The organism is Aliidongia sp., assembly GCF_035943795.1.
In the GTDB taxonomy this organism is placed as follows: domain Bacteria; phylum Pseudomonadota; class Alphaproteobacteria; order ATCC43930; family CGMCC-115725; genus Aliidongia.
In genome coordinates this window covers 1-18,696 of the sequence record NZ_DASZBY010000024.1, presented here as the reverse complement: position 1 = coordinate 18,696, position 18,696 = coordinate 1, and the positions used below count along the sequence as shown (strand labels likewise).

General features: G+C 65.8%; 15 protein-coding genes. 7 read left to right on the top strand and 8 right to left on the bottom strand.

The features are described from left to right. Window positions 1-220 precede the first annotated feature (220 nt). Window positions 221-5,437 carry a LysM peptidoglycan-binding domain-containing protein gene (locus tag VGV37_RS03910; RefSeq protein ID WP_326878310.1) on the top strand — a complete coding sequence of 1,739 codons (5,217 nt, stop codon included), beginning with the start codon at window positions 221-223 and terminating at the stop codon, window positions 5,435-5,437. A 30-nt stretch (window positions 5,438-5,467) separates the two neighbouring features. On the opposite strand, the gene VGV37_RS03905 is transcribed toward VGV37_RS03910, so the two are convergent. Continuing rightward, window positions 5,468-8,002, bottom strand: coding sequence for an ATP-binding protein (locus VGV37_RS03905; RefSeq protein WP_326878309.1), 2,535 nt, complete (start codon window positions 8,000-8,002; stop codon window positions 5,468-5,470). A 499-nt stretch (window positions 8,003-8,501) separates the two neighbouring features. Here VGV37_RS03905 and VGV37_RS03900 point away from each other — a divergent pair, with 499 nt between their 5' ends. Together VGV37_RS03900 and VGV37_RS03895 are read left to right on the top strand one after the other, a co-directional pair. Then, window positions 8,502-9,434 carry a LysR family transcriptional regulator gene (locus VGV37_RS03900; protein WP_326878307.1) on the top strand — a complete coding sequence of 311 codons (933 nt, stop codon included), beginning with the start codon at window positions 8,502-8,504 and terminating at the stop codon, window positions 9,432-9,434. Next, complete coding sequence (locus VGV37_RS03895; protein WP_326878306.1) at window positions 9,431-10,267, top strand: tetratricopeptide repeat protein; 837 nt, start codon at window positions 9,431-9,433, stop codon at window positions 10,265-10,267. Before VGV37_RS03900 ends, VGV37_RS03895 begins: the two co-directional genes overlap by 4 nt. 344 nt (window positions 10,268-10,611) lie before the next feature. On the opposite strand, the gene VGV37_RS03890 is transcribed toward VGV37_RS03895, so the two are convergent. Beyond that, entirely contained in the window at window positions 10,612-10,740 is a 129-nt protein-coding gene (locus VGV37_RS03890; protein ID WP_326878305.1) for a hypothetical protein, read from the bottom strand. Window positions 10,741-10,765: 25 nt separating this feature from the next. Between VGV37_RS03890 and VGV37_RS03885 the strand changes: the two genes are divergently transcribed. After that, window positions 10,766-10,888: a hypothetical protein gene (locus VGV37_RS03885; protein ID WP_326878304.1), complete on the top strand. Its 123-nt coding sequence runs from the start codon at window positions 10,766-10,768 to the stop codon at window positions 10,886-10,888. 30 nt (window positions 10,889-10,918) lie between these two features. Here VGV37_RS03885 and VGV37_RS03880 read toward each other — a convergent pair whose 3' ends face one another. From VGV37_RS03880 to VGV37_RS03855, 6 genes are read right to left on the bottom strand one after another with little or no spacing between them, the layout of a single operon-like run. Continuing rightward, window positions 10,919-11,644, bottom strand: a complete 726-nt coding sequence (locus VGV37_RS03880) for an amino acid ABC transporter ATP-binding protein (RefSeq protein WP_349256454.1) — start codon at window positions 11,642-11,644, stop codon at window positions 10,919-10,921. An 11-nt stretch (window positions 11,645-11,655) separates the two neighbouring features. Beyond that, a complete protein-coding gene (locus VGV37_RS03875) occupies window positions 11,656-12,312 on the bottom strand; it encodes an amino acid ABC transporter permease (protein ID WP_326878302.1) in 657 nt (218 codons plus the stop codon). 3 nt (window positions 12,313-12,315) lie between these two features. Further along, on the bottom strand, window positions 12,316-13,029 hold the full coding sequence (locus tag VGV37_RS03870) for an amino acid ABC transporter permease (RefSeq protein ID WP_326878300.1): 714 nt from the start codon (window positions 13,027-13,029) through the stop codon (window positions 12,316-12,318). A gap of 22 nt (window positions 13,030-13,051) precedes the next feature. Beyond that, window positions 13,052-13,939 carry an amino acid ABC transporter substrate-binding protein gene (locus VGV37_RS03865; protein ID WP_326878299.1) on the bottom strand — a complete coding sequence of 296 codons (888 nt, stop codon included), beginning with the start codon at window positions 13,937-13,939 and terminating at the stop codon, window positions 13,052-13,054. Between the two features lies 1 nt (window position 13,940). Further along, window positions 13,941-15,389: an NAD(P)/FAD-dependent oxidoreductase gene (locus tag VGV37_RS03860; protein ID WP_326878298.1), complete on the bottom strand. Its 1,449-nt coding sequence runs from the start codon at window positions 15,387-15,389 to the stop codon at window positions 13,941-13,943. Continuing rightward, the gene (locus tag VGV37_RS03855) at window positions 15,386-16,378 is read right to left on the bottom strand and encodes a LysR family transcriptional regulator (RefSeq protein ID WP_326878297.1); all 993 of its coding nucleotides are present in this window, start codon (window positions 16,376-16,378) and stop codon (window positions 15,386-15,388) included. The genes VGV37_RS03860 and VGV37_RS03855 overlap by 4 nt, the downstream gene beginning before the upstream one ends. Before the next feature lie 78 nt (window positions 16,379-16,456). Here VGV37_RS03855 and VGV37_RS03850 point away from each other — a divergent pair, with 78 nt between their 5' ends. The 3 genes from VGV37_RS03850 to VGV37_RS03840 are packed head-to-tail and all read left to right on the top strand — an operon-like array spanning window position 16,457 to window position 18,561. Continuing rightward, a complete protein-coding gene (locus VGV37_RS03850) occupies window positions 16,457-16,918 on the top strand; it encodes a hypothetical protein (RefSeq protein WP_326878296.1) in 462 nt (153 codons plus the stop codon). Continuing rightward, window positions 16,915-17,496, top strand: coding sequence for a peroxidase-related enzyme (locus VGV37_RS03845; RefSeq protein ID WP_326878295.1), 582 nt, complete (start codon window positions 16,915-16,917; stop codon window positions 17,494-17,496). Before VGV37_RS03850 ends, VGV37_RS03845 begins: the two co-directional genes overlap by 4 nt. A gap of 3 nt (window positions 17,497-17,499) precedes the next feature. Then, window positions 17,500-18,561 (top strand): NAD/NADP octopine/nopaline dehydrogenase family protein, encoded by a 1,062-nt coding sequence (locus VGV37_RS03840; RefSeq protein ID WP_326878294.1) that lies wholly within the window; start codon window positions 17,500-17,502, stop codon window positions 18,559-18,561. Window positions 18,562-18,696 lie beyond the last annotated feature (135 nt).

Below are 18,696 nucleotides of genomic sequence, written 5' to 3'. Positions count from 1 at the left end.
GACGACCGGCGGCAGACCGGCGGCCGCGACCGACCAGGCAGCGTCCTGGACCCTCAGCCTGCCGACGCTGAGCACCGGCACCCGGGCCACCGTCTCCGACGACGGAACGACGCAGCCGGTCGCTACAGGCAACCATCCGCCCGCCGCCAATGATCCGGGGGCCTCCCCGGCGGAAGAGCCGGACGCGACCGACGAGGAGCCGCCGGTTACCGCCCCGATCGTGGCCGCATCGGCCATCACCGCACTGGTTACGACCGTCATCACCGGATCCGCCGCCAATTCCAAGCAGGCCGACGAAGCCGACCACAACCAGACTTCGGCCCGTTCGGGCGAACGGCAGAGTGCCGCGGACCTCAGCGAATTGGCGGCAGAGGAAGACCATGCCGATTCCGGCGTGGCGTCAACATCGACCGGAACGTCGGCCGTCGATACGACGACATCGCGCACCACGCCCTCGGTCGTAACCGTGAGCGACGATAGTCTGGTCGATGCTGGAAATGGCACGCCGTCAACGGGCCGCCCGGTCGCCGACGGTAAGCACGGGACCCGGGGCAGAGGCGGCGTGAAGCCGGCCGAATCGAATTCGACGCACGATGCGCCGGCGCTCAACAGTGCGACCAGCAGCGAGACGGACATTTGCCAGGAAGCCGATTGCAACGGCCAGATCGATGACGGCTACTGCAATGTCTGCGGCATCGCTTCACCGACAGAAATGGCACGCCAAGTAAGGATTCGTGCCCTTGATGCCAGTCTCGGACCGGTACTCAAGAATCAACCGATTCAGGGCGCTGCGCGGATAAATTTCGCAGACGAAATGTTGAATAAAACTCCTCATGAATTCATTCTTCAAAGTAAATTCTACTATGAATGGGAAGGAGATCAACCACAACCCATCGCTTTGTATTTTACTTCCCCTTCCAAAGTTACACAAAATCTGGCACAGCAGATCTCAAATATTACTAGGGAAACAGTGTTCACACCTAAAATCGACGCACCGACTGAGTGGGAAATACTGAGTCCGAAACCGATCGAGATGAGATCCGGCGGCACGATCACGCTCGATGAAGCGGATGATAGGCTGTACCTAACTGGCGATGATGGGGTCCGACGTCCTATTCGCGCGGAAGAATATTTAGGTCAATTCCGCGGTGCCGGCGGACGAAAGACGACCTTCCAGCTCGGAACTGACAAGGCTGTAGTCGTATACAGAGACGATGGTCCGTCTGCGACACTCCGCGATACTCCTCAAAAGATGGTCGATTTGATCCGGATGATTGCTTCGTGGAAGCCGCCTCATCTAGCGGCGATCCACGGAATTACGAAGGTGTTTGGTCACTTTGCCCTCGTGATGGACTCCTATGCAACGGATGACCGGTCGCTCGAGAGGCGTCCAAATCTGTGGGGCGGATTCAGAAATACATATGTCAATGACGTTACCCCTTTCACCGAAAAGAGCGCCAAAAGTCTCGAAGAAACAAGAGAATGGATGATCGGTGAAAAGGTATATATCTCAGATTTGCAATTCCTTATACACTCGGACGGAACGTTCGATCTTACAGATCCTGCGTCTGCGCAGCGTGTTCCGAATATCCTAAAACAGCATCTGTATTTGATCGACCACTATATTACCCTGGCAAAAGCCGTGCTGGTAGCGAGATCCTCCGTATCGACGGCGGAACCGCTCACAAGTGCAAATTCGATCGAGCCGGAGAGCGCGACGGCATCGGCCGCTACGCCGCGGGTCTATTCGTTCGTCCCGGCGGCGAGCCTGTCCGAGGCGCCCATCGAAGGCACGCCCTTCAAGAAATACTCCCATCCCGATGGCGCCGCCGTTCCGATGGTTCGGCTGTCGGACATGGGCTATCCGGTCGATCAGAAGGCCCGGATCCAAACCGCCCAGGGCGAACAGACCAAGCCGGCCGGAACGGACGCGTATCTCGTGGTCGATCCCAATGCCGGACCGCAGGGCCCATACCAGTCGCTCGTCCTGACCGACGCCACCGATCTTCCCATGGGATACGCCGCGGTCCACCCGACCAATGGCGGGCTCGCCGTCGGCATGGTGAAGCGCGGGCCGGTATGGCCGATACGGGGTGCCCAGGATCCGGCGGCGCCGACCGGTGCTACCGTACACACGATCGCAAATGGCTCCCGCCCGCTTGTCGTCTATGGCGACCATATACAGGATCTGGTCGATGCCGCGAGCGACGGCGCCCTGAGGCCCGGCACGCAGATTTTCGTCTACGAAACCGCGGGGCCCGAAGCGTTGCCCAGCCGACTCGGAAGCGGGTCCCGCGCGCGCGCCAGGATAGGGCAGGACGGTACGATCGTCGTCGAGCGCGGGACGACCGGGAAGCGCAAGGCGGTAAGACAGGCGCGGAAAACCTATTTTACGCCGGAAAGCCCTGTCGCTTCGGCACGCTACGTCGTCGTCACCGACGCCCACGGCCGGGACACGATCGGCAGAGGGAGTGGCTTCGCGTACGACGCTTATGTGCCGTCCCGTGCCGCCGGTTTCGACATCGAGGCGGCCATCACCTCGGGCCAGATGAAACCGGCCGAGGACAAGCCGGGCGGACGCTGGCCGGGCGGCGTTCTGCGCGACGTCTCGGGCGTGCTGGGCACGAAGAACCGGCTCTATCTGGTCAAATGGATGTGGCAGTCGGATGTCGCCCACGACACCGGCGAATACAACGCACGCAACGCCGTGGCCGTCAGCAAGATCTATCGGGCGGCGCTGGGCGACGGAGCCGCGGCCGAGTTGGACCTCGTCAGCTGGATCAACCCGAAAACCCAGGACCGGCACTACGGCATCATCACGCCGATCGTCGAAGCGGACTTCTCGACGAATCGGGCTAAAAAAACCCTCACCGATCCCGATCAGGGAAGGACGAACGGGACGTTTGCCGCCGTTCCCCTACATATCGCGCTGCAAAATACCGATCCGGCCGGCGGCAATTTCAGCAACATCGGCGTCACGCCGAAGAAGATCGCGGTCCATGTCGATATGGACGCCGCGGCCGGCGTCAGCCCAACCGGCAGCCGAATCCCGTACGGCAATGTCGATTTCACCGCGCGCTTCGATGAACTCAAGAATGGAGTCGTCACCGGACAGATCTATGGCGGCATGTCACCCGAGGATTATAATGACGCGATCGATCTGACCCGCGGCCGGGTGGCGTCCGGATTGCCGCAGGACATCAGTACCATCGTGATCGAACACGGCGGCGGCACCTATGCCGAACGCTTGGCGCTCGGCAAGCAGATCAACGACAACATCGCGGGCCAGATCGCGTGGCGCGACCAGCAAGGCCCGTCGTCGACCTCCGAGACGACGACGAGCCGCCCGATCGCCTACGACAGCGAGCCACGGCTGCTGAACGGCCACCGCCACCGGACCCTTTCGCGCGCCTACGTGCGCAGCAAGCAGAGCTCGGAAAAGCCGGGTATCGGTCAACGAATAGTCAATGGCGCATTCCTCGGCGGCGTCAGCGCCTACCTGACCGCCGCCGCGAAGGTCGGTCTGCACAAGGAGCGGCTGTTTCCCGATCCCTTCCCCGATGCCGCCACGCTCAAGACACCCAGCATCACCCTGCCGCCGACCACAAAAGACTTCGACGGCAAGTTCGACGACGTCCGCTTCGCTCAGGCTTCGGACGCGCCGAAGAAGGGCCTGAACAAACCCCTGGCCGGCCGGCCGCTGCTCACCCTCGACGACGTGCGCGCCACGGCGGGCACTTCCGGTTCGAGCGACCGTTTCTACGCCTTTCCGGCAGACGGCTCCGGCAAGCCGCTGGGCTATGTGCGCATGGACGGAACGAACGGCCCGGTCTGGTATTCCAGAACCTACCGGAGCGGCCGCAGCAAGGTCGCGACGGTGGCCAAGACGGTAGGGTTCCTCGGGATCGGTACCGTGGGCTACCTGGCTGAAACTCTCGTTCCCAATGTCCGTGACTTCAGCAAGACCACTACCTTCGGATCGCTGTTGCGCTATTCCCTGAATGCCTCGAAGATGAGGAAGCAGTTTCAGGATCACACCCTCGACGAGGTGAAATCGGTTCGCCTGGAAAGTGCGACCGACATTATCAACAACTATCACCGCTATCTGGTCGGACATCTGAGCCGCCGCGGCACCGCGCCCGAATCCCTGACCGTGATCACCCAACACACCCGGACGCTGCTGGGACTGCTGCATCAGGCCCGGTCGAAGGCCGACCAGGGGACATTCGACCAGCCCGCCAGGGACAAGCTGTCCCAATCGGTCGCCGACTACTTCAAGGCGGTGGAGGCCGAGTCCGGTATTCCGAGCGCCGCAGCGGACCCGTTCAATCCAAAGACGAAATTCGGCGTCACGGTCCGCTCGCTGTTCATCACCACCTGGGGCGTCAGTCTGGCGAGTTCGGTTCCCAAAGTGGTCGGTCTGACCATGACGGCCGCGACAGCCGCGGCCAATTCGACCGGTACCGTCATGGCCCTCGTATCGAGCGCCATGGAAACCGCCATCGCCCGAACGTCCGATGCCAAATACGAGACCACGGCGCGGATGAAGAAGATCAAGAAATGGATGGATGGTATCGGGTCCAACGCGTACATCGTCGGCTATGGGACCGATGCGATCGCGAAATTACAGACCGCGCATCCTTCCCCGACTGCCATCGTGACGGACACCGTCCTGATCGGGCTGAACGGGGCGCTTTACCGCCTGAGCACAAAGGCACCCGAAAACATTTCCATCTATCGGGACGACAAGCTGGTCGGCTATGCCACGCGCGGCGACGGCAAGGAGTTGAACTGGTACGAGGCCACGTACGACGCCGATGATAAGCGCGTTTTCGGCTCGGCCAGCAAGCAGATGGACGGCACCAAATTCCTGAGCGAACGCTCGCCCGATGAAAAGCTGATCATCACACGCCAGAAGCCCGCGGACTTGCCGACGACGCGCCCGACCGACGCCACCACGGCGAAAAGCCATGGCAGGCCGCTGCCGATCGGGAAGAGCAAATATGTCGAATTCACCAAGACCCAGGCGAGCGCCCGCGTTCAGCGGCAAGGAAAATACAAGAAAACCACGGTCACGCTGACCGTTGGCATCGCGGCCCTCGCCGTCAACCTGTTTTCCGTCTACCGGGCGCTCACGGCGCCCGCCGCAGCGAAGACGACTCCGCCTGTGACACCGCCGACCACGCCGGTGCAGCCGCCACCGCACCACCCGGCCCCGCCGGCGTCTCCGCCGCCGCCCCCGCCGCCCCCGCCGCCCGTTGCGCCGCCGAAGCCGCATATCGTTCGACGAGACGAGACGCTGACCGAAATCGCCCAGAACGCAGGAGTGACACTGTCCGCGTTGGAGAAAGCCAACCCTCAGATTGCAAACGACGATCTCATTTTCCCCGGGCAGTCGATCACGTTGCCCAAGCCCGCCGCGTCACAGCATCCCTGAGCGACGCTCTTCGAACCTTCTCAGACGAGCTCAGATCTTCTGGGCTTCGGCCAGGGCACGCTCCCGCGGCCAGAGTGCACCCTCGTCCATGGCATGTCGGAGGGCGGCTGGCGGAAGGACACGATGCAGCGAACTCGAAAGGCGTTCGACGATATAGCGCTCCGTAGGCCGGCGACCGGTTCGCTTGTCGGCCAGGAAGGAGTTGGTATAGCCGAGCAACCGGGCGGCTTGCTCGGGACGCCCCTGTTCCAGCACGATCAGGGCGCACCGCTCGATCATCCAGACATAGGCGGAATGAAGGCCTTGGATCCGGGCGGCCTCCAGGCTGCGCACGGACAGGCAGCGCGCCTCGCTGAACTCGTCCGCCGCCAGCAGATAGGCGGCGAGGTTGGACGTCGCGCGGATCATGCCGTCGTAACGGTCGGGCAACTCGTCGAAATCCATGAGCGCCTCGCGGGCGATTTCGATTGCCCGGGCGACGGAGCCCGCGCTGAACTCCAGCTCCGCCAGGCTGACGCGAATGTCCAGGAGGGTGCGGGGACTGCCGATGGTGCGGGCGATCTCCGCGCCGGCGATGAACGCGCGGCGCGCGGCCGCGAAATCGCCGGCGAGATAGCCGATCTCGCCGACGGTTCGAAACCACACGGCGAGAATGCGGCTGGATCCGCGGGGCGCCAGGATCGGCTCTGCCTCCCTCAGATAAGCTTCGGCATCGGCGAGATCGCCCGATCCGGCCGCAGCCGAAGCGCCGCGCACCAGTGCCCGGGCAAGGCCGATCTGATCGCCGATTTCCCGAAACAGAGCCGCCGCGCGCAGCGTCGGTTCCAGGCCCGCAGGGTCGTTGAGGCTGAAGGCGAAGCTCCATCCGTACCACAGGCGCGCGACGACGCCTGGCGGTGTCGCGGGCGTGAGGCGGGCCACCGCCTTGTCGAGCCAGCGGCGCCGTTCCGAAAACAGCGAGCGCGCGCTCCAGTGGGCATAGGCGACACCGACCAATTCGAGGCCGAGTGCCGCATCGCCGGCCGCACCGAAGCACCAGTTCAGGGCCGCGCGCAGGTTTTCCACGTCCGCGGCATACCGCGCATGGAACGGACGATCGCCGGTGACCTGCCAATCCCGTTCGGCCGCGTAGCCCCGCGCCACGAGCCATTGCGCGAGTGCTGCATAGTGATCGGGCTCGCCGGCCTCCGCCTGCTTCTCGGCGGCATACTGCCGGGTCGTTTCCAGCAGGCGGTAGAGCGGTTCGGCGCCGGTGAGATCGACCGTCAGCAACGATTTGTCGGCGAGCGAGGCGACCAGATCGAAGATGTCGCCGGGGGCCAGCGGATCGCCGGCGACGACCGAAACCGCGGCATCGATCGTCCAGACGCCGGCGAAGATCGACAGCCGGCGCAGCAGCGTTCGCTCCGCCTCGCTCAGCATGTCGTAGCTCCAGTCGATGGCAGCCTTGAGCGTCTGCTGACGCGGCAATGCCGTTCGCCGGCCACCGGTCAGCAGGCTGAAGCGATCGTCCAGGCGGGCGGCGAGTTCAGCGGCCGTCATGACGCGCAACAGCGGCGCCGCCAGTTCCAATGCCAGCGGGATGCCGTCCAGCCGGCGGCAGATTTCCGCGAGCGCCGGCGCATTGCCGTCGGCCAGATCGAAATGACCGAGCGCAAAGCGCGTCCGCTCGATCAGCAACTCGATCGCCGCATAGCCGAGGGCAGCGGTGCCGGTCAGCCCTTCCGACGTCAGGGGCACGGCCAGCGCCGGCAGCCAATAGACCCGCTCGCCCTCGCCGCGCAGCGGTTCGCGGCTGGTCGCGAGGATGCCGACCTCCGGACAGGCCCTGAGGATCAGTTCGCACGCTCGGGCGACTGCCTCCAGCAGATGTTCGCAATTGTCGAGCACGATGAGCGCCCGCCTGTCGCGCAGAAAGCGGGTGACCCCATCCAGCCCGTCGGTACGGCTCATTTCCATCCGCAAGGCGGCGGCGATCGCCGTCGGCACCAGTTCCGGTTCGGTCGTCGTGGCCAGTTCGACCAGCCAGATACCGTCGGGATAGTCGCCGCTCAGCTGCCGGGCCGCTTCGAGCGCCAAGTGCGTCTTGCCGATGCCGCCCGCACCCGCGATCGTGACCAGCCGGCTTTCCGCCACGGTGGCTCGCAGCTGGTGCAGATCGGCGGCACGACCGATGAGGCGGGTCAGCGGCAGCGGCAGATTATCGTTGCCCGATGCGGCCGGCGGCGGGGCGGCCGGAGCCGCCGCCACCGCCTCGACCGGTGCGATGAAGCGATAGCCGCGGCCGGGGACCGTCGCGATGTAGCGAGAGCCATCCTCGTCGAGCAGTTTGCGTAAGCTCGAGACATGGACGGTCAGATTATGGTCGGCGACCGTTGCGTTCGGCCATACCAGCCGCTTCAGCCGCTCCTTGTCGACCAGCGCGTTGCGATGCTCGATCAGGCTGACCAGGATATCGAAGCCTCGGCTGCCGATCGTCACCGGAAGCTCGCCCCGCAAGAGCAGACGCCGGTTCGGCAGCAGGCGAAACGGGCCAAAGGCAAAGCAGAGTTCTGCTGCAGTCATCATCCGCTCTTTGGTGAGGGCTAAACCACGGTGTTCCACGCCTCCGCTGCCGGAGACGCGCGCAGCCCATTCAAGATAGTGAGCCACGACAGATTCGCCAGATGACGAGAAGGTCCGGTGTGGCATTTTAAGGACATTCCAACACAAAGAATCGCGTAATTCCAATGTTTTGGCGGTCTTTGGCGAATCCGACCGCCGATCGCTTTGGAAATTTTGATATCCCTTGATTTGCCGTCTGTTAACGAACCAGTAACCGTATGCCTGCGTCGACCGAGGCCTCCAGAGGTCGCGGCGGACGCTTCGGGAAGGGTGCCGGGCTTTGTCAGGCAACACCCCGAAGGGTTGTTCCTTCGAACTTTGTGGCCAGGAAGACGTGCGTCCGGCGATGCCGGTAAGCCGCGAATCCTTTGTGATGGCCAATCCGATCGTTGTACGGCATGCCGCGTCCTTTTGCGGTTCCGCCGGCGGCTTAGCGTCATGAACCAGGCGAGGACTGATCGTGAGCAGACGCCCTCCATCAATACGTTCGCTCGAAGCTTTCGAGGCTGTCGCGCGGCTGCAAAGCGTCAGCCGTGCCGCGGAAGAACTATGCATTACCCAGGCGGCGGTGAGCATCCGGCTGAAAGGACTCGAGGAGCACCTGGGCTTTCTGCTCTTCGTGCGCGAGAACGGCCAGTTCCGCCTGTCGGCCGCCGGCGCGCGCTATCTGATGACCGTTCGGGAGGTCATCGGCCGCCTGACCGAGGCAGCAGACTGGGCGCAGCGTCCGGTGACGGCCGTTCGGTTGACCGTATTCAACGCCTTTGCCCAGCATTGGCTGATCCCGCGATTCGACCGGTTGATGACGGCGCTCGGCGAAATCGAGGTGGCGCTGATCGTCCATGACGAAAGCGATCCGGCCGCCCATCACGACACGGACCTGTCGATCCGGCTGGCCGACCGGGAGGAGCCGGGCATGGTCCGGCTCGTCGACGACGAGCTGATCGCGGTCTGCCGGCCGGATTTCCAGACGAAATTCCGCCTGTTCCACCCACAGGACCTGTTGCGCGTGAAGCTGTTGCACGAAGGCGGCCAGGAAGCGCTGCATGCCGGTCGCAGCGACCCCGGCAACTGGCTTCGAAAGGCCGGGATCGATGCGGGCGGACTCTCCCACGCGATCGGCTTTCGCAACGCGTCGCTGCTGGTCGATGCGGCCCTGCATCGGATCGGCGTGGCACTGGTACGGCACTCGCTCGTCGTCGACGAAATTGCCGAAGGGCGGCTGGTCATGCCCTTCAGCCACGCCGTCCCATGCGGTCAGGCGATCTATCTTGCCGGCGCGCCGATGATCGAACGGGATGCCCATGTCGCGAGGCTGCGCAACTGGCTGATCGCGGAAGCCGCCTCGACCAGCGCGATCATGGCCCCGGTCGCCCTGCGCCAGCCGGCATGAGCCGCCGACCGCCGTTGCGGTTGCTCGCGTCGTCCGCCATCGCCATGACGTTGGCACTATCGATCGCGGCTTGCTCCACGCCCGGTTCGACGCGGAAGGACGACCTGTCGCCGCCGTCGGAAAAGGCGTCGAGCGAAGGTCTCGTGCGTGTCGCCGATGACGCCCGCGCCCGGGGCGATCTGGTCACCGCGATCGCGTTCTACCGTCAGGCCGTGTCGGCCACGACGCCAGCCGCCGCCGCCCTGCTCGTCAAGCTGGGTGATGCGTTGATGGCGACCGGCGCCTTCGAGCAGGCGAGCGGAGCCTACCGGATGGCAAGCGAGCGGGCGCCGGACGACGAGACGGCCCTGGTCGGCCTGGGCAGCGCCGACATCGCGCTTGGTCGGCCGGCAGCGGCGGTCGAGCCGCTGCAGCGTGCGGCCGGCCTGGCGCCGGGCGATCTCCGGGCTCATCGCAATCTCGGCGTCGCCCTCGACCTGACCGGCAAGCATGAAGAAGCCAGAAGCATCTATGAGGCGGCGCTTCGCACCGCGCCCGACGACGTGGACCTCAGGAGCGACTACGCCCTCTCCCTGGCGTTGACCGGCGACGGCACGCGCGCGGTGGACATGATGCGCGCCGTGGCGGCATCGCCGCTGGCCGGAGCTCGCCATATGCGCAACCTGGTGCTGGTGCTCGGCCTTGCGGGGCGTGGCGACGAGGCCGGCACCCTCGCCCGCCGCATGCTGCCCGCCGACGACGCCACCGCTCTCATGGCGCGGATTGCGGCATTGCGCGCCCTGGCCGGACCAACCGAGCAGGCAGCGGCCCTCGGCACCACGGTCGGAGGCTGATGCCGGCCGCCGTCCGGGCAGAGCTCGATGGCTTCACTGCCTGGCTCGTTATGGAATCTCAAGGCGACCTGGTCCTATGCGATGTAGCCTTGAGACGACAATGGTTGGAACTCGCCATCCATAGGGTTATGGTGCCTCAGGATACCGATACGGCTGTCTCGGGAGACTTGAAGAACCATGTCCGCCCGCAACTCTCTCCTGGTGGCGCCGCCCTATCCGGTCGATCAGGCCCTGAAGACACTCGGTAGCAATCTTCGCACCGCACGGCTGCGCCGGAACCTGTCGATCGAGGATGTCGCGGCGAAGACCGCCATGTCGTCGCCGATGCCGAGAGGGGCAAGCCGTCAACGGGCATCGCCATTTATGTCGGACTGCTCTGGGCCTTCGGCCTGAGCGAGCAACTGGCGCAGGTCGCCGATCCCGAAGCCGACGAGGAAGGTCGTCTCCTGGCCAGAGGCCGCGAGCGCCTGCACGCCTGGAGCCCGAAGGCCCTCGACAATGATTTCTAAGCCGTCCGGCGCTGCGGAATGCTTCGTCTACATGACCCTGCCCGGCGAGACGGCGCCCGTCACCGCCGGCCGCTTCGCCGGCGCCTTCGCCTATCCGGGATTCCGGACGTAGGAGGCGGCGGCGTCCCGACGGCGCCTTCAGCTAATGATGCAGCACTTTCGAGAGGAACTGGCGGGCGCGTTCCGTACCGGGCTCGGCGAAGAAGGCATCCTTGTCGGCGTCTTCCAGCACACGCCCCTGATCCAGGAACAGCACACGATGCGCCACGCGGCGCGCAAAGCCCATTTCGTGGGTTACGACCATCATCGTCATGCCGTCCTGTGCCAGGTCCTGCATGACGTCCAGCACCTCGCTGACCATCTCCGGATCGAGTGCCGACGTCGGCTCGTCGAACAGCATCACGGCCGGGTCCATCGCCAGCGCGCGGGCGATCGCCACCCGCTGCTGCTGCCCGCCGGACAGCGTCGCAGGCCGGCTCGCGGCCTTGTCGGGCAGGCCCACCCGGCGCAGCAGTTGCAGGGCGCGGGCTTCCGCTTCCGCACGGGTGCGTTTCAGCACGTGGATTTGCGCCAGGCAGATGTTCTGCAGCACGTTCATATGCGGATAGAGGTCGAAATGCTGGAACACCATGCCGATGCGCGCCCGCAGCGTCGGCAGGTCGGTCTTGGGTCCCAACGTGACGCCGTCCACGGTGATGCTGCCGCTCTGGTAGGGCTCCAGCCCATTGACGCATTTGATCATCGTGCTCTTGCCGGAGCCCGAAGGCCCACACACGACCATCACCTGGCCTTTGGTCACCCGGGTCGAGCAGTCCTGAAGCACGGGCGTGCGCCCGTATGATTTGCTGACGCGGTCGAGCACGACCATGGCGGGTTCGCTCACTGGATCACCTCTCCCCGCCGACGGCCGGCGAGCTGTGACCCGGCCAGGCAGATGACGAAATAGACCACGGCAACGAAGCCGTACAATTCCACGGGCCGGTCGTCCCGGCTGGCGATCACGCTGGCCGCCGTCAGGAAATCACGCAGCGCCACGACATAAACGAGTGCCGTGTCCTGGAACAGGATGACCACCTGGTTCACCAGCAGCGGCTCCATGGCGACGAGCGCCTGCGGCAGCACGACCAGGCGCATCATCTGCCACGGGCGAAGGCCGGTGGCCGCCGCCGCCATCGACTGACCCGGCGGCACGGCACGAACGCCGGCTCGGATGATCTCGCAATAGAACGCCGCCTCGAACATCACATAGGCGATCAAGGCCGACGGCAAGGCGCCGATGGTGTGCCCCGTCCAGAGCGGCAGCATGAAATAGAACCAGAACAGCACGAGGATCAGCGGGACCGAGCGGATGACCGTCACATAGGCGCCGGCCGGCAGCCGCAGGATGCGATGGCGCGACAGGCGCAGCGCCGCCAGCCCGCCGCCCAGGATCATGCCGCCCACGGAACTCACGACCACCAGCAGCGCGCTCAGCGCCAGGCCGTTGCCCAAGAAGCCGAGGTTCGTCCAGACGACGCTGAAATCGAGTGAGCCCAACGATCAGGCCGCCTGCAGGCCGGGAACGCGCAGCCAGACCGCCAGCAGATGCATGACGCCGGTGATCGCCAGCCCGATCACCAGATAGCTGACGGTCGCGGCGCCATAGGCTTCGAACCCGTGGAAGGTGTCGTTGGCGATGCGCTGGCTCTGTGCCGTCAGCTCCAGCACGCCGATGGTCAGCCCGATCGAGGACATCTTCGTCGCGATCAGCAATTCGGACGTCAGCGGGCCGATGATGCTGCGCATCGCCACCGGCAGCACGACCAGCCGATAGGCCTGGGTCGGCCGCAGGCCGGTGGCCAGGGCCGCCGGCAACAGCCTGGCCCGCACCAGCTCGATCCCGGCGCGCACCTGCTCGGCGACGCGTGCCGCGCTGAACAGGCCGATGCAGACGACCGAGGTGGTGACCTCCGGCAACGGCAGGTCACGCTTGATCCAGAGGCCGACCTGGTCCGGCACGACCTCCGGAAACACGAAGAACCACAGGAACAGCTGCACCAGCGGCGGCACGTTGCGAAACACCTCCACGAAGGCGGTCGCCGCGATCCGCCCGGGCGCCCAGGCCAGGCTGCGCGTCAGGCCGACGACGCTGCCGACCGCCAGCGCGATCGTCCAGCTGAGCGCCGTCACGCCGAGCGTCCAGGCCACGCCCTCGACCAGCAGCGCCGCATTGGGCGACTGCAGCAGGATGCCCCAGTCCCAGTTGTAGTTCATGCCTCAGCGTCCCGTGGCTGCCTCATTCCGGGAAGGAGTAGGTGTCCCAAGCGCCCCGCAGTTTCGGGCCGACGCCGATGCCGAACGGGCTGAACCATTTCTGCACCAGCTTCTCCGCGTCCCCATTCTTGAACATGGCGGACATCTCGTGCCCGGCGATCCAGGCGAAACCCGGGTTGTTCAGCGGAATGATCAGCGCCTCCGGCTGGTAGCTCAGCTCCGGTCCGACGATAGCGAGGTTTTCCGGATGTTGCGACGACTTGATCAAGGCATAGAACGCCGCATTGTCGCTGAGATAGGCGTCGGCGCGGTGGCTTTCCAGCGCCAGCAGCGCCGCCGGATGGTCGCTGACCCGCATCAGGCGGAAATCCATGTGCTCGTCGTCGAGCAGATGCTTCACCGTCGGCTCGCTGGTGCCGCCGGTGGCGATGATGACGATCTTGCCCTTCAGATCGGCCAGAGTCTTGATGCCGGAGCTTTTCAGCACCAGCAGCTGTTCGGCGGACGTCCAGTGGATCGGCGTGAAGGCGACCTGCTTGGACCGCGCCCAGGTACGCACTGTGCCGTCGCAGACGATATCGACCGTACCGTTGGCGATCAGTGCCTGGCGCGTCTGGATCGTGACGGGCACATAGTTGATGTCGAGCGTCGGCAGCTTCAGGTCGCGCTTGGCGGCCTCGGCGATACGCTGGCAGAATTCCACGGCATAGCCGGTCGGCTTGTTGTCCGGCCCCAGATAGGAGAGTGGCAGAGAGCTTTCGCGATAGCCGATCGTCAGGGTGTGCGTGGCCTGCAGCTTCTTGACGACCGAGTCCACCTCCTGCGCATGCAGCGGGGTTCCGGCGGCAGCGAGACCGAGGCCCGTGAGCAGAACGGCAGGGAGGAGCCGTCGGAACCGAATGTATCGCATGCTAATCTCCTGATGTGCGGGGGTGTGCGTCGGCATCCTGCCATTCATCGCCCAACAGCTCCGGCGTGTCGAATGCCTGCAGGGCCGCATAGTGCAAATTCCTGTCTTCGACGAACAGGGATCGCGCCAGACCGCGCGCCAGGCGTTGTGCGCCCTCGCTGACGGCGGGAATATCGCCGGCCAGCTTGCCGTGGCTGAGCGTGGCGTGATGGTTGAAGCAATGAATGTACCGCAACATCGGGCAGGTGCCCGGTTGGCGTTCCTGGAACTCGAAGGCCGGGCCGAGATCGGGCGAGGTCGCCAGTTCCTCGTCGTCGAGCCCGTCCGGCGCCGGGAAACGATCCTGCCACAGCCGGATATAGGAGGCGAAACCGGCGAATTCCGGCCGCCGGTCCAGGTCCTGGCGAAAGCCGGTGGCGAAGATCAGGAAATCCAGATCATAGCTGCCCTTCGGCGTGGTCGCCCGCAGCGCGTCGCCCGCCGGTTCCAGCCGCAGCAGCGGGCTGCCCAGGTGAAACCGCGCATTGGCGTGGGCCGACACGCGCAGCGTGCTGTCGCGCGGCGGCGGGGTCTGCTCGGCCATCGCGTAATGAAGGAACCGCCATTTCCAATCGTCGGGCAGGCCGGCGAAGCCATGCACCACGCCGGGGCTGCCGATCCCGGTGAACTTGTTGATGCGTGGCAGCTTCGTCCGCCGGACAAACAGATCCACGCTGCCGGCGCCGGCTTCCAGCGCCGTCGCGGCATTGTCCATCGCCGAGGCGCTGGCACCAACCACGCCGACCGCCCGCCCGCGCAACGCCTCGAAATCGATCGCCTCCGCCGAATGCGCCCAGAAGCGCCGATCGATACTCTCTGCGATCCCTGGTACGAACGGGCCGCCCAGCGCGTCCCGACCATTGGCCAGGACCAGCCGGCGGGTCAGCAGGCGCTGCGGGCCGGCCGGGGTCGCGACGTCCAGTTCCAGCAAATCCTGCTCGACGGGGCGCAGACCGGTCAGCCGGGTCTCGTTCAGCACGGGCAGGTTGAGCACGCGGCGATACCAGACGAGATATTCCATCCACAGCGGACGCGGGATCTTGCCGAGCGCCGTCCAGGCCTCGACGCCGAAGCGGGCCTCGTAATAGGCCCGGAACGTGAGCGCGGGCAGGCCCAGTGCCGGGCCGGTCAGCGTTTTCGGCGATCGCAAGGTCCGCATCCGCGCGAAGGTCACCCAGGGGCCTTCCAGGCCAGCGGGGGCGGCATCGAGCATCACGATGTTGCGGATGCCGAGATTGATCATCGCCGCCGAGGCGGTCAGGCCGCACATGCCGGCGCCGACCACCACCACGTCATACGCCGTGCGCCCGTCCTTCTGGTGCTGCGGGACCCAGCTTTTGGCCGGCAGCTCCAGATAGGCCAGATCCTGCTTCAGCCGCGCTTCGAGCGCCGGCAGCCCCGCCGCCGTCATACCCCATACTCCATCGTCGGTTCGACTTCGGCCGACGTCGCCCGGTGCGTCGGGTCGCAGAGCCGAAAGCCCGGCAGCAGTTCGGTCGCGCTCTCGTACGCCGCGCCGATCAAAGCGGTGACGAGAGCCGAACAGGGTTGCCGGGCCGGCGTCACCACGCCCCACAGGAAGGGGATCTCCACATCCAGCGGTCGCACCACTACGCCCTGGATCGGGGCGCCATAGGCGGTGGCCGGCTCGACCACCGCGACCCCAAGCCCGGCCCGGACGAGCAGGGCGGCGTTCATCGTGGTGTTGGTGGCCAGGTGGGCCACCGGGGCGATGCCCCGGCGGTCCAGTTCCGCCTGCACGCGCCCGCGCAGCCGGAACGGGTTGGCCATGGTCAGGAGCCGCCGCGTCGCCAGCGCCGCCAAGGGCAGAACGGGAAGCTCGGCCAGCGGGTCGTCGGACGAGAGCAGTGCCACGCAGGGCGCTTGGCCGACCCAGTGGGTGGTGAGGCCGGGATGGTCGAACGGCAGGCTGGTCAGCCCGACCGCGGCGCGTCCGCTCAGCACCGACTGCACCACGACTTCCGCCGGCGCGCTGTCGAGCTGAACTCTGTTCGGCAATGTTTCGGCCAACCGGGCAAGGACCGCCGGCACGATCCCGACGGCGAGCGCCGGGATGGCGGCAATCGCCAAGGGCGCGGCCTCGGCCCGCACGATCGCCTCGACCTGGGCCCGCATCTGGTCCAGCGACATCAGCGCCCGCTCCACCTCCTGATGGAAGCTGATGCCGTTCGCGGTGGGCGTGATGCGCGGCCCGGCGCGATGCAGCAGGCTGAAGCCGATGTCCGCTTCCAACTCCTGCACCAGGCGGGTCACGGTCGGCTGCGATTGTCCGGTGAGCCGCGCAGCCCCGGTAATGCTGCCGGTCGACATGACGGCGGCAAAGGTTTCGATCTGTCGGATATCGAAATTTCGTTTATCCATGGTTCTGATTATGAACATGGCGCTATCCGGAAATCTAATACAGAATTGCCAAGGTGCGCTGGGTCGAACGAGTGCGCCGCTGGACGGGAGGTGGCTTTGAGGCCGAATGTGATCGAACAGCTGATCGACGTGGCGCCGGGATCGCCCATCGCAGAAGCATTGGCCGCCCGCGCTGCGTTGATGCAGGCGAGCCAGGCGAACTACGACGCGGTGCTGACGCCTCAGGATCCGGGCGGCCTGCCGCAGCCGCTGCGGTTCGCGCTGGCGGCACGCATCGCCCGGCTGGGCGGAGATGCCCAGCTGGCTGCGCATTACACGGCCGGCGGCGCCTTGCCCGAGACCGATGCAAGCTGGCAAGATGCCGCGACGACCGCGATCCTGCGCCATGTCGATCTGATCGCCACCACGCCGCGCGACGCGACGGCGGCCGATGTCGTGGCTCTGCAGGCCGCCGGCGTAACCACGGGCGACATCGTCCGGCTGTCGCAGCTGATCGCCTTCGTCAGCTATCAGCTGCGCCTGATCGCCGGCTTGCGGCTGATGGGAGCAACGCCGTGAACGACGTGGTTCATGATTTCACCGCCGACCCGCTGGCCTGGCGCCCCTATCTCACCCCCGTCGTGCTGGACGACGCAACGCTCGCCCAGCGCGCGGCACTGCAGGAGACCCCGTCGAACACCAAGATCTCCGACTATGTGCTGGTGCTGGCGCATGATCCGGAATCATTGGGCCAGCGCACGCCGCTGTTCAACGGCATCATGTACGGCCGCGGCGGCCTGTCCCGCGCCGAGCGGGAGCTGGGGGCGACGGCAGCCTCCGTGGTCAATCGCTGCATCTATTGCGTCTCGGTCCATGCCGGCCGCTACATCGGCCTGGCAAAGCAGCCGGACGTCATCGCCGCGGTGTTCGACGGCACGGAGACGGCGCTGGGCGCGCGCGACCAGGCGATCGTCGGCTACGCCACCCGTCTGGCGCTCAACCCCCCGCAGGCCACGGGCGACGACGTGCGGGCGCTGCGGGCCGCGGGCCTGTCGGAGCTGGAAATTCTCGATCTCACCCTGTCCGTCGCCGTATTCGGCTGGGCCAACCGGCTGATGCATCCGTTGGGCGAGGCCATCCGCCCCAGGGAGGCCTGAGCGATGCGCGTTGCCATTCTGGGGGCCGGTTCCATCGCCTTCGCCACCGCCGCGATGCTGGCGCGCGACGGCCATCAGCCCGTGCTCTGGTCGCCATCCGGCCGCCGTACCGCCGCGCTGGCTGCCGGCGCTCCGCTGCAGGCGCGCGGCGCCATCGAGGGGCTGTTCCGCCCGGCCGTCGCAGAGACCTGTGCCGAGGCGCTCAAGGATGCGGACGTCGCTTATATTGCCGTGCCGGGGTACGCCCATCGCGCGGTGATCGAGGCGATAGCACCCCATCTGCGGCCCGACCAGCCGGTCGTGTTCAGCTCTCACATGTCGTTCAGCATGCTCTACCTGCTGCAGCGGCGGGCCGAATATGGCCCGGCGCCGCACGTGATTGCCTGGGGCACGACCGTCGTGACCGGCCGGCAGGTCGGCGCGACCGAGGTCCTGGTCTCCCATGTGCGGGCGAAAGTGGACATGACGGTGCTGCCGTCTTCCGCCGGCACCGAGAGTGTGGCGCTCTGCACCGCTCTGTTCGGCGACCGTTTCGTGCTGCGCGACCAATTGGCGGCGATCGCGCTCAGCAACCTCAATCCGCAGAACCACCTGGCCATCGCGCTCTGCAACCTGACCCGCATGGAAAAAGGCGAGCACTGGCTGCAATACGCCAATATCACCGGCGCCGTCGGCCGGCTGATGGAGGCGCTCGACCGCGAGCGTCTCGCCGTTGCCGACGCCTATGGCGTGAGCGTGCGGACCTTGCACGAGCATTTCCGGCTGTCCTTCGCCGCGGACGGCGCCACCATGGCGGAGCAGGCGGCCTCGCTCAGCGCCCGCGGCGCCGACGTCGCAGCCCCCGCCACGCTCGACAGCCGGTACGTTACCGAGGACGTGCCGTTCGGTCTGTGGCCGACGGTCTATCTGGCCAAGGCGGCCGACGTGCCGATCCCGCTCCACATCGCCGGCGTACAAATGATGTCGGCCTTATACGGCCGCGACTTCGCCACCGAAAACGACATCATTCCCGCCCTTGCGGACTTGTTGACCACGCTGAGATCGTGGGTGGGCAACAAAGGTTAGCCGCAGAGATAATCGCCGCACTCGGCACATGCCGATCAGCGGTTCGGCGCATGCCGTCAGGACATCCGCCGCGGGACGAGGGAGCGTCATCGCCCTTCCGTTCCCGCTTGACCAATACATAACTCAATGGTTATA

Coding starts and splice junctions, on each gene's coding strand:
- VGV37_RS03905 (WP_326878309.1), bottom strand. CDS start 8,002: ATGACTGCAGCAGAACTCTGCTTTGCCTTTGGCCCGTTTCGCCTGCTG.
- VGV37_RS03895 (WP_326878306.1), top strand. CDS start 9,431: ATGAGCCGCCGACCGCCGTTGCGGTTGCTCGCGTCGTCCGCCATCGCC.
- VGV37_RS03885 (WP_326878304.1), top strand. CDS start 10,766: ATGATTTCTAAGCCGTCCGGCGCTGCGGAATGCTTCGTCTACATGACC.
- VGV37_RS03880 (WP_349256454.1), bottom strand. CDS start 11,644: ATGGTCGTGCTCGACCGCGTCAGCAAATCATACGGGCGCACGCCCGTG.
- VGV37_RS03870 (WP_326878300.1), bottom strand. CDS start 13,029: ATGAACTACAACTGGGACTGGGGCATCCTGCTGCAGTCGCCCAATGCG.
- VGV37_RS03865 (WP_326878299.1), bottom strand. CDS start 13,939: ATGCGATACATTCGGTTCCGACGGCTCCTCCCTGCCGTTCTGCTCACG.
- VGV37_RS03860 (WP_326878298.1), bottom strand. CDS start 15,389: ATGACGGCGGCGGGGCTGCCGGCGCTCGAAGCGCGGCTGAAGCAGGAT.
- VGV37_RS03855 (WP_326878297.1), bottom strand. CDS start 16,378: ATGTTCATAATCAGAACCATGGATAAACGAAATTTCGATATCCGACAG.
- VGV37_RS03840 (WP_326878294.1), top strand. CDS start 17,500: ATGCGCGTTGCCATTCTGGGGGCCGGTTCCATCGCCTTCGCCACCGCC.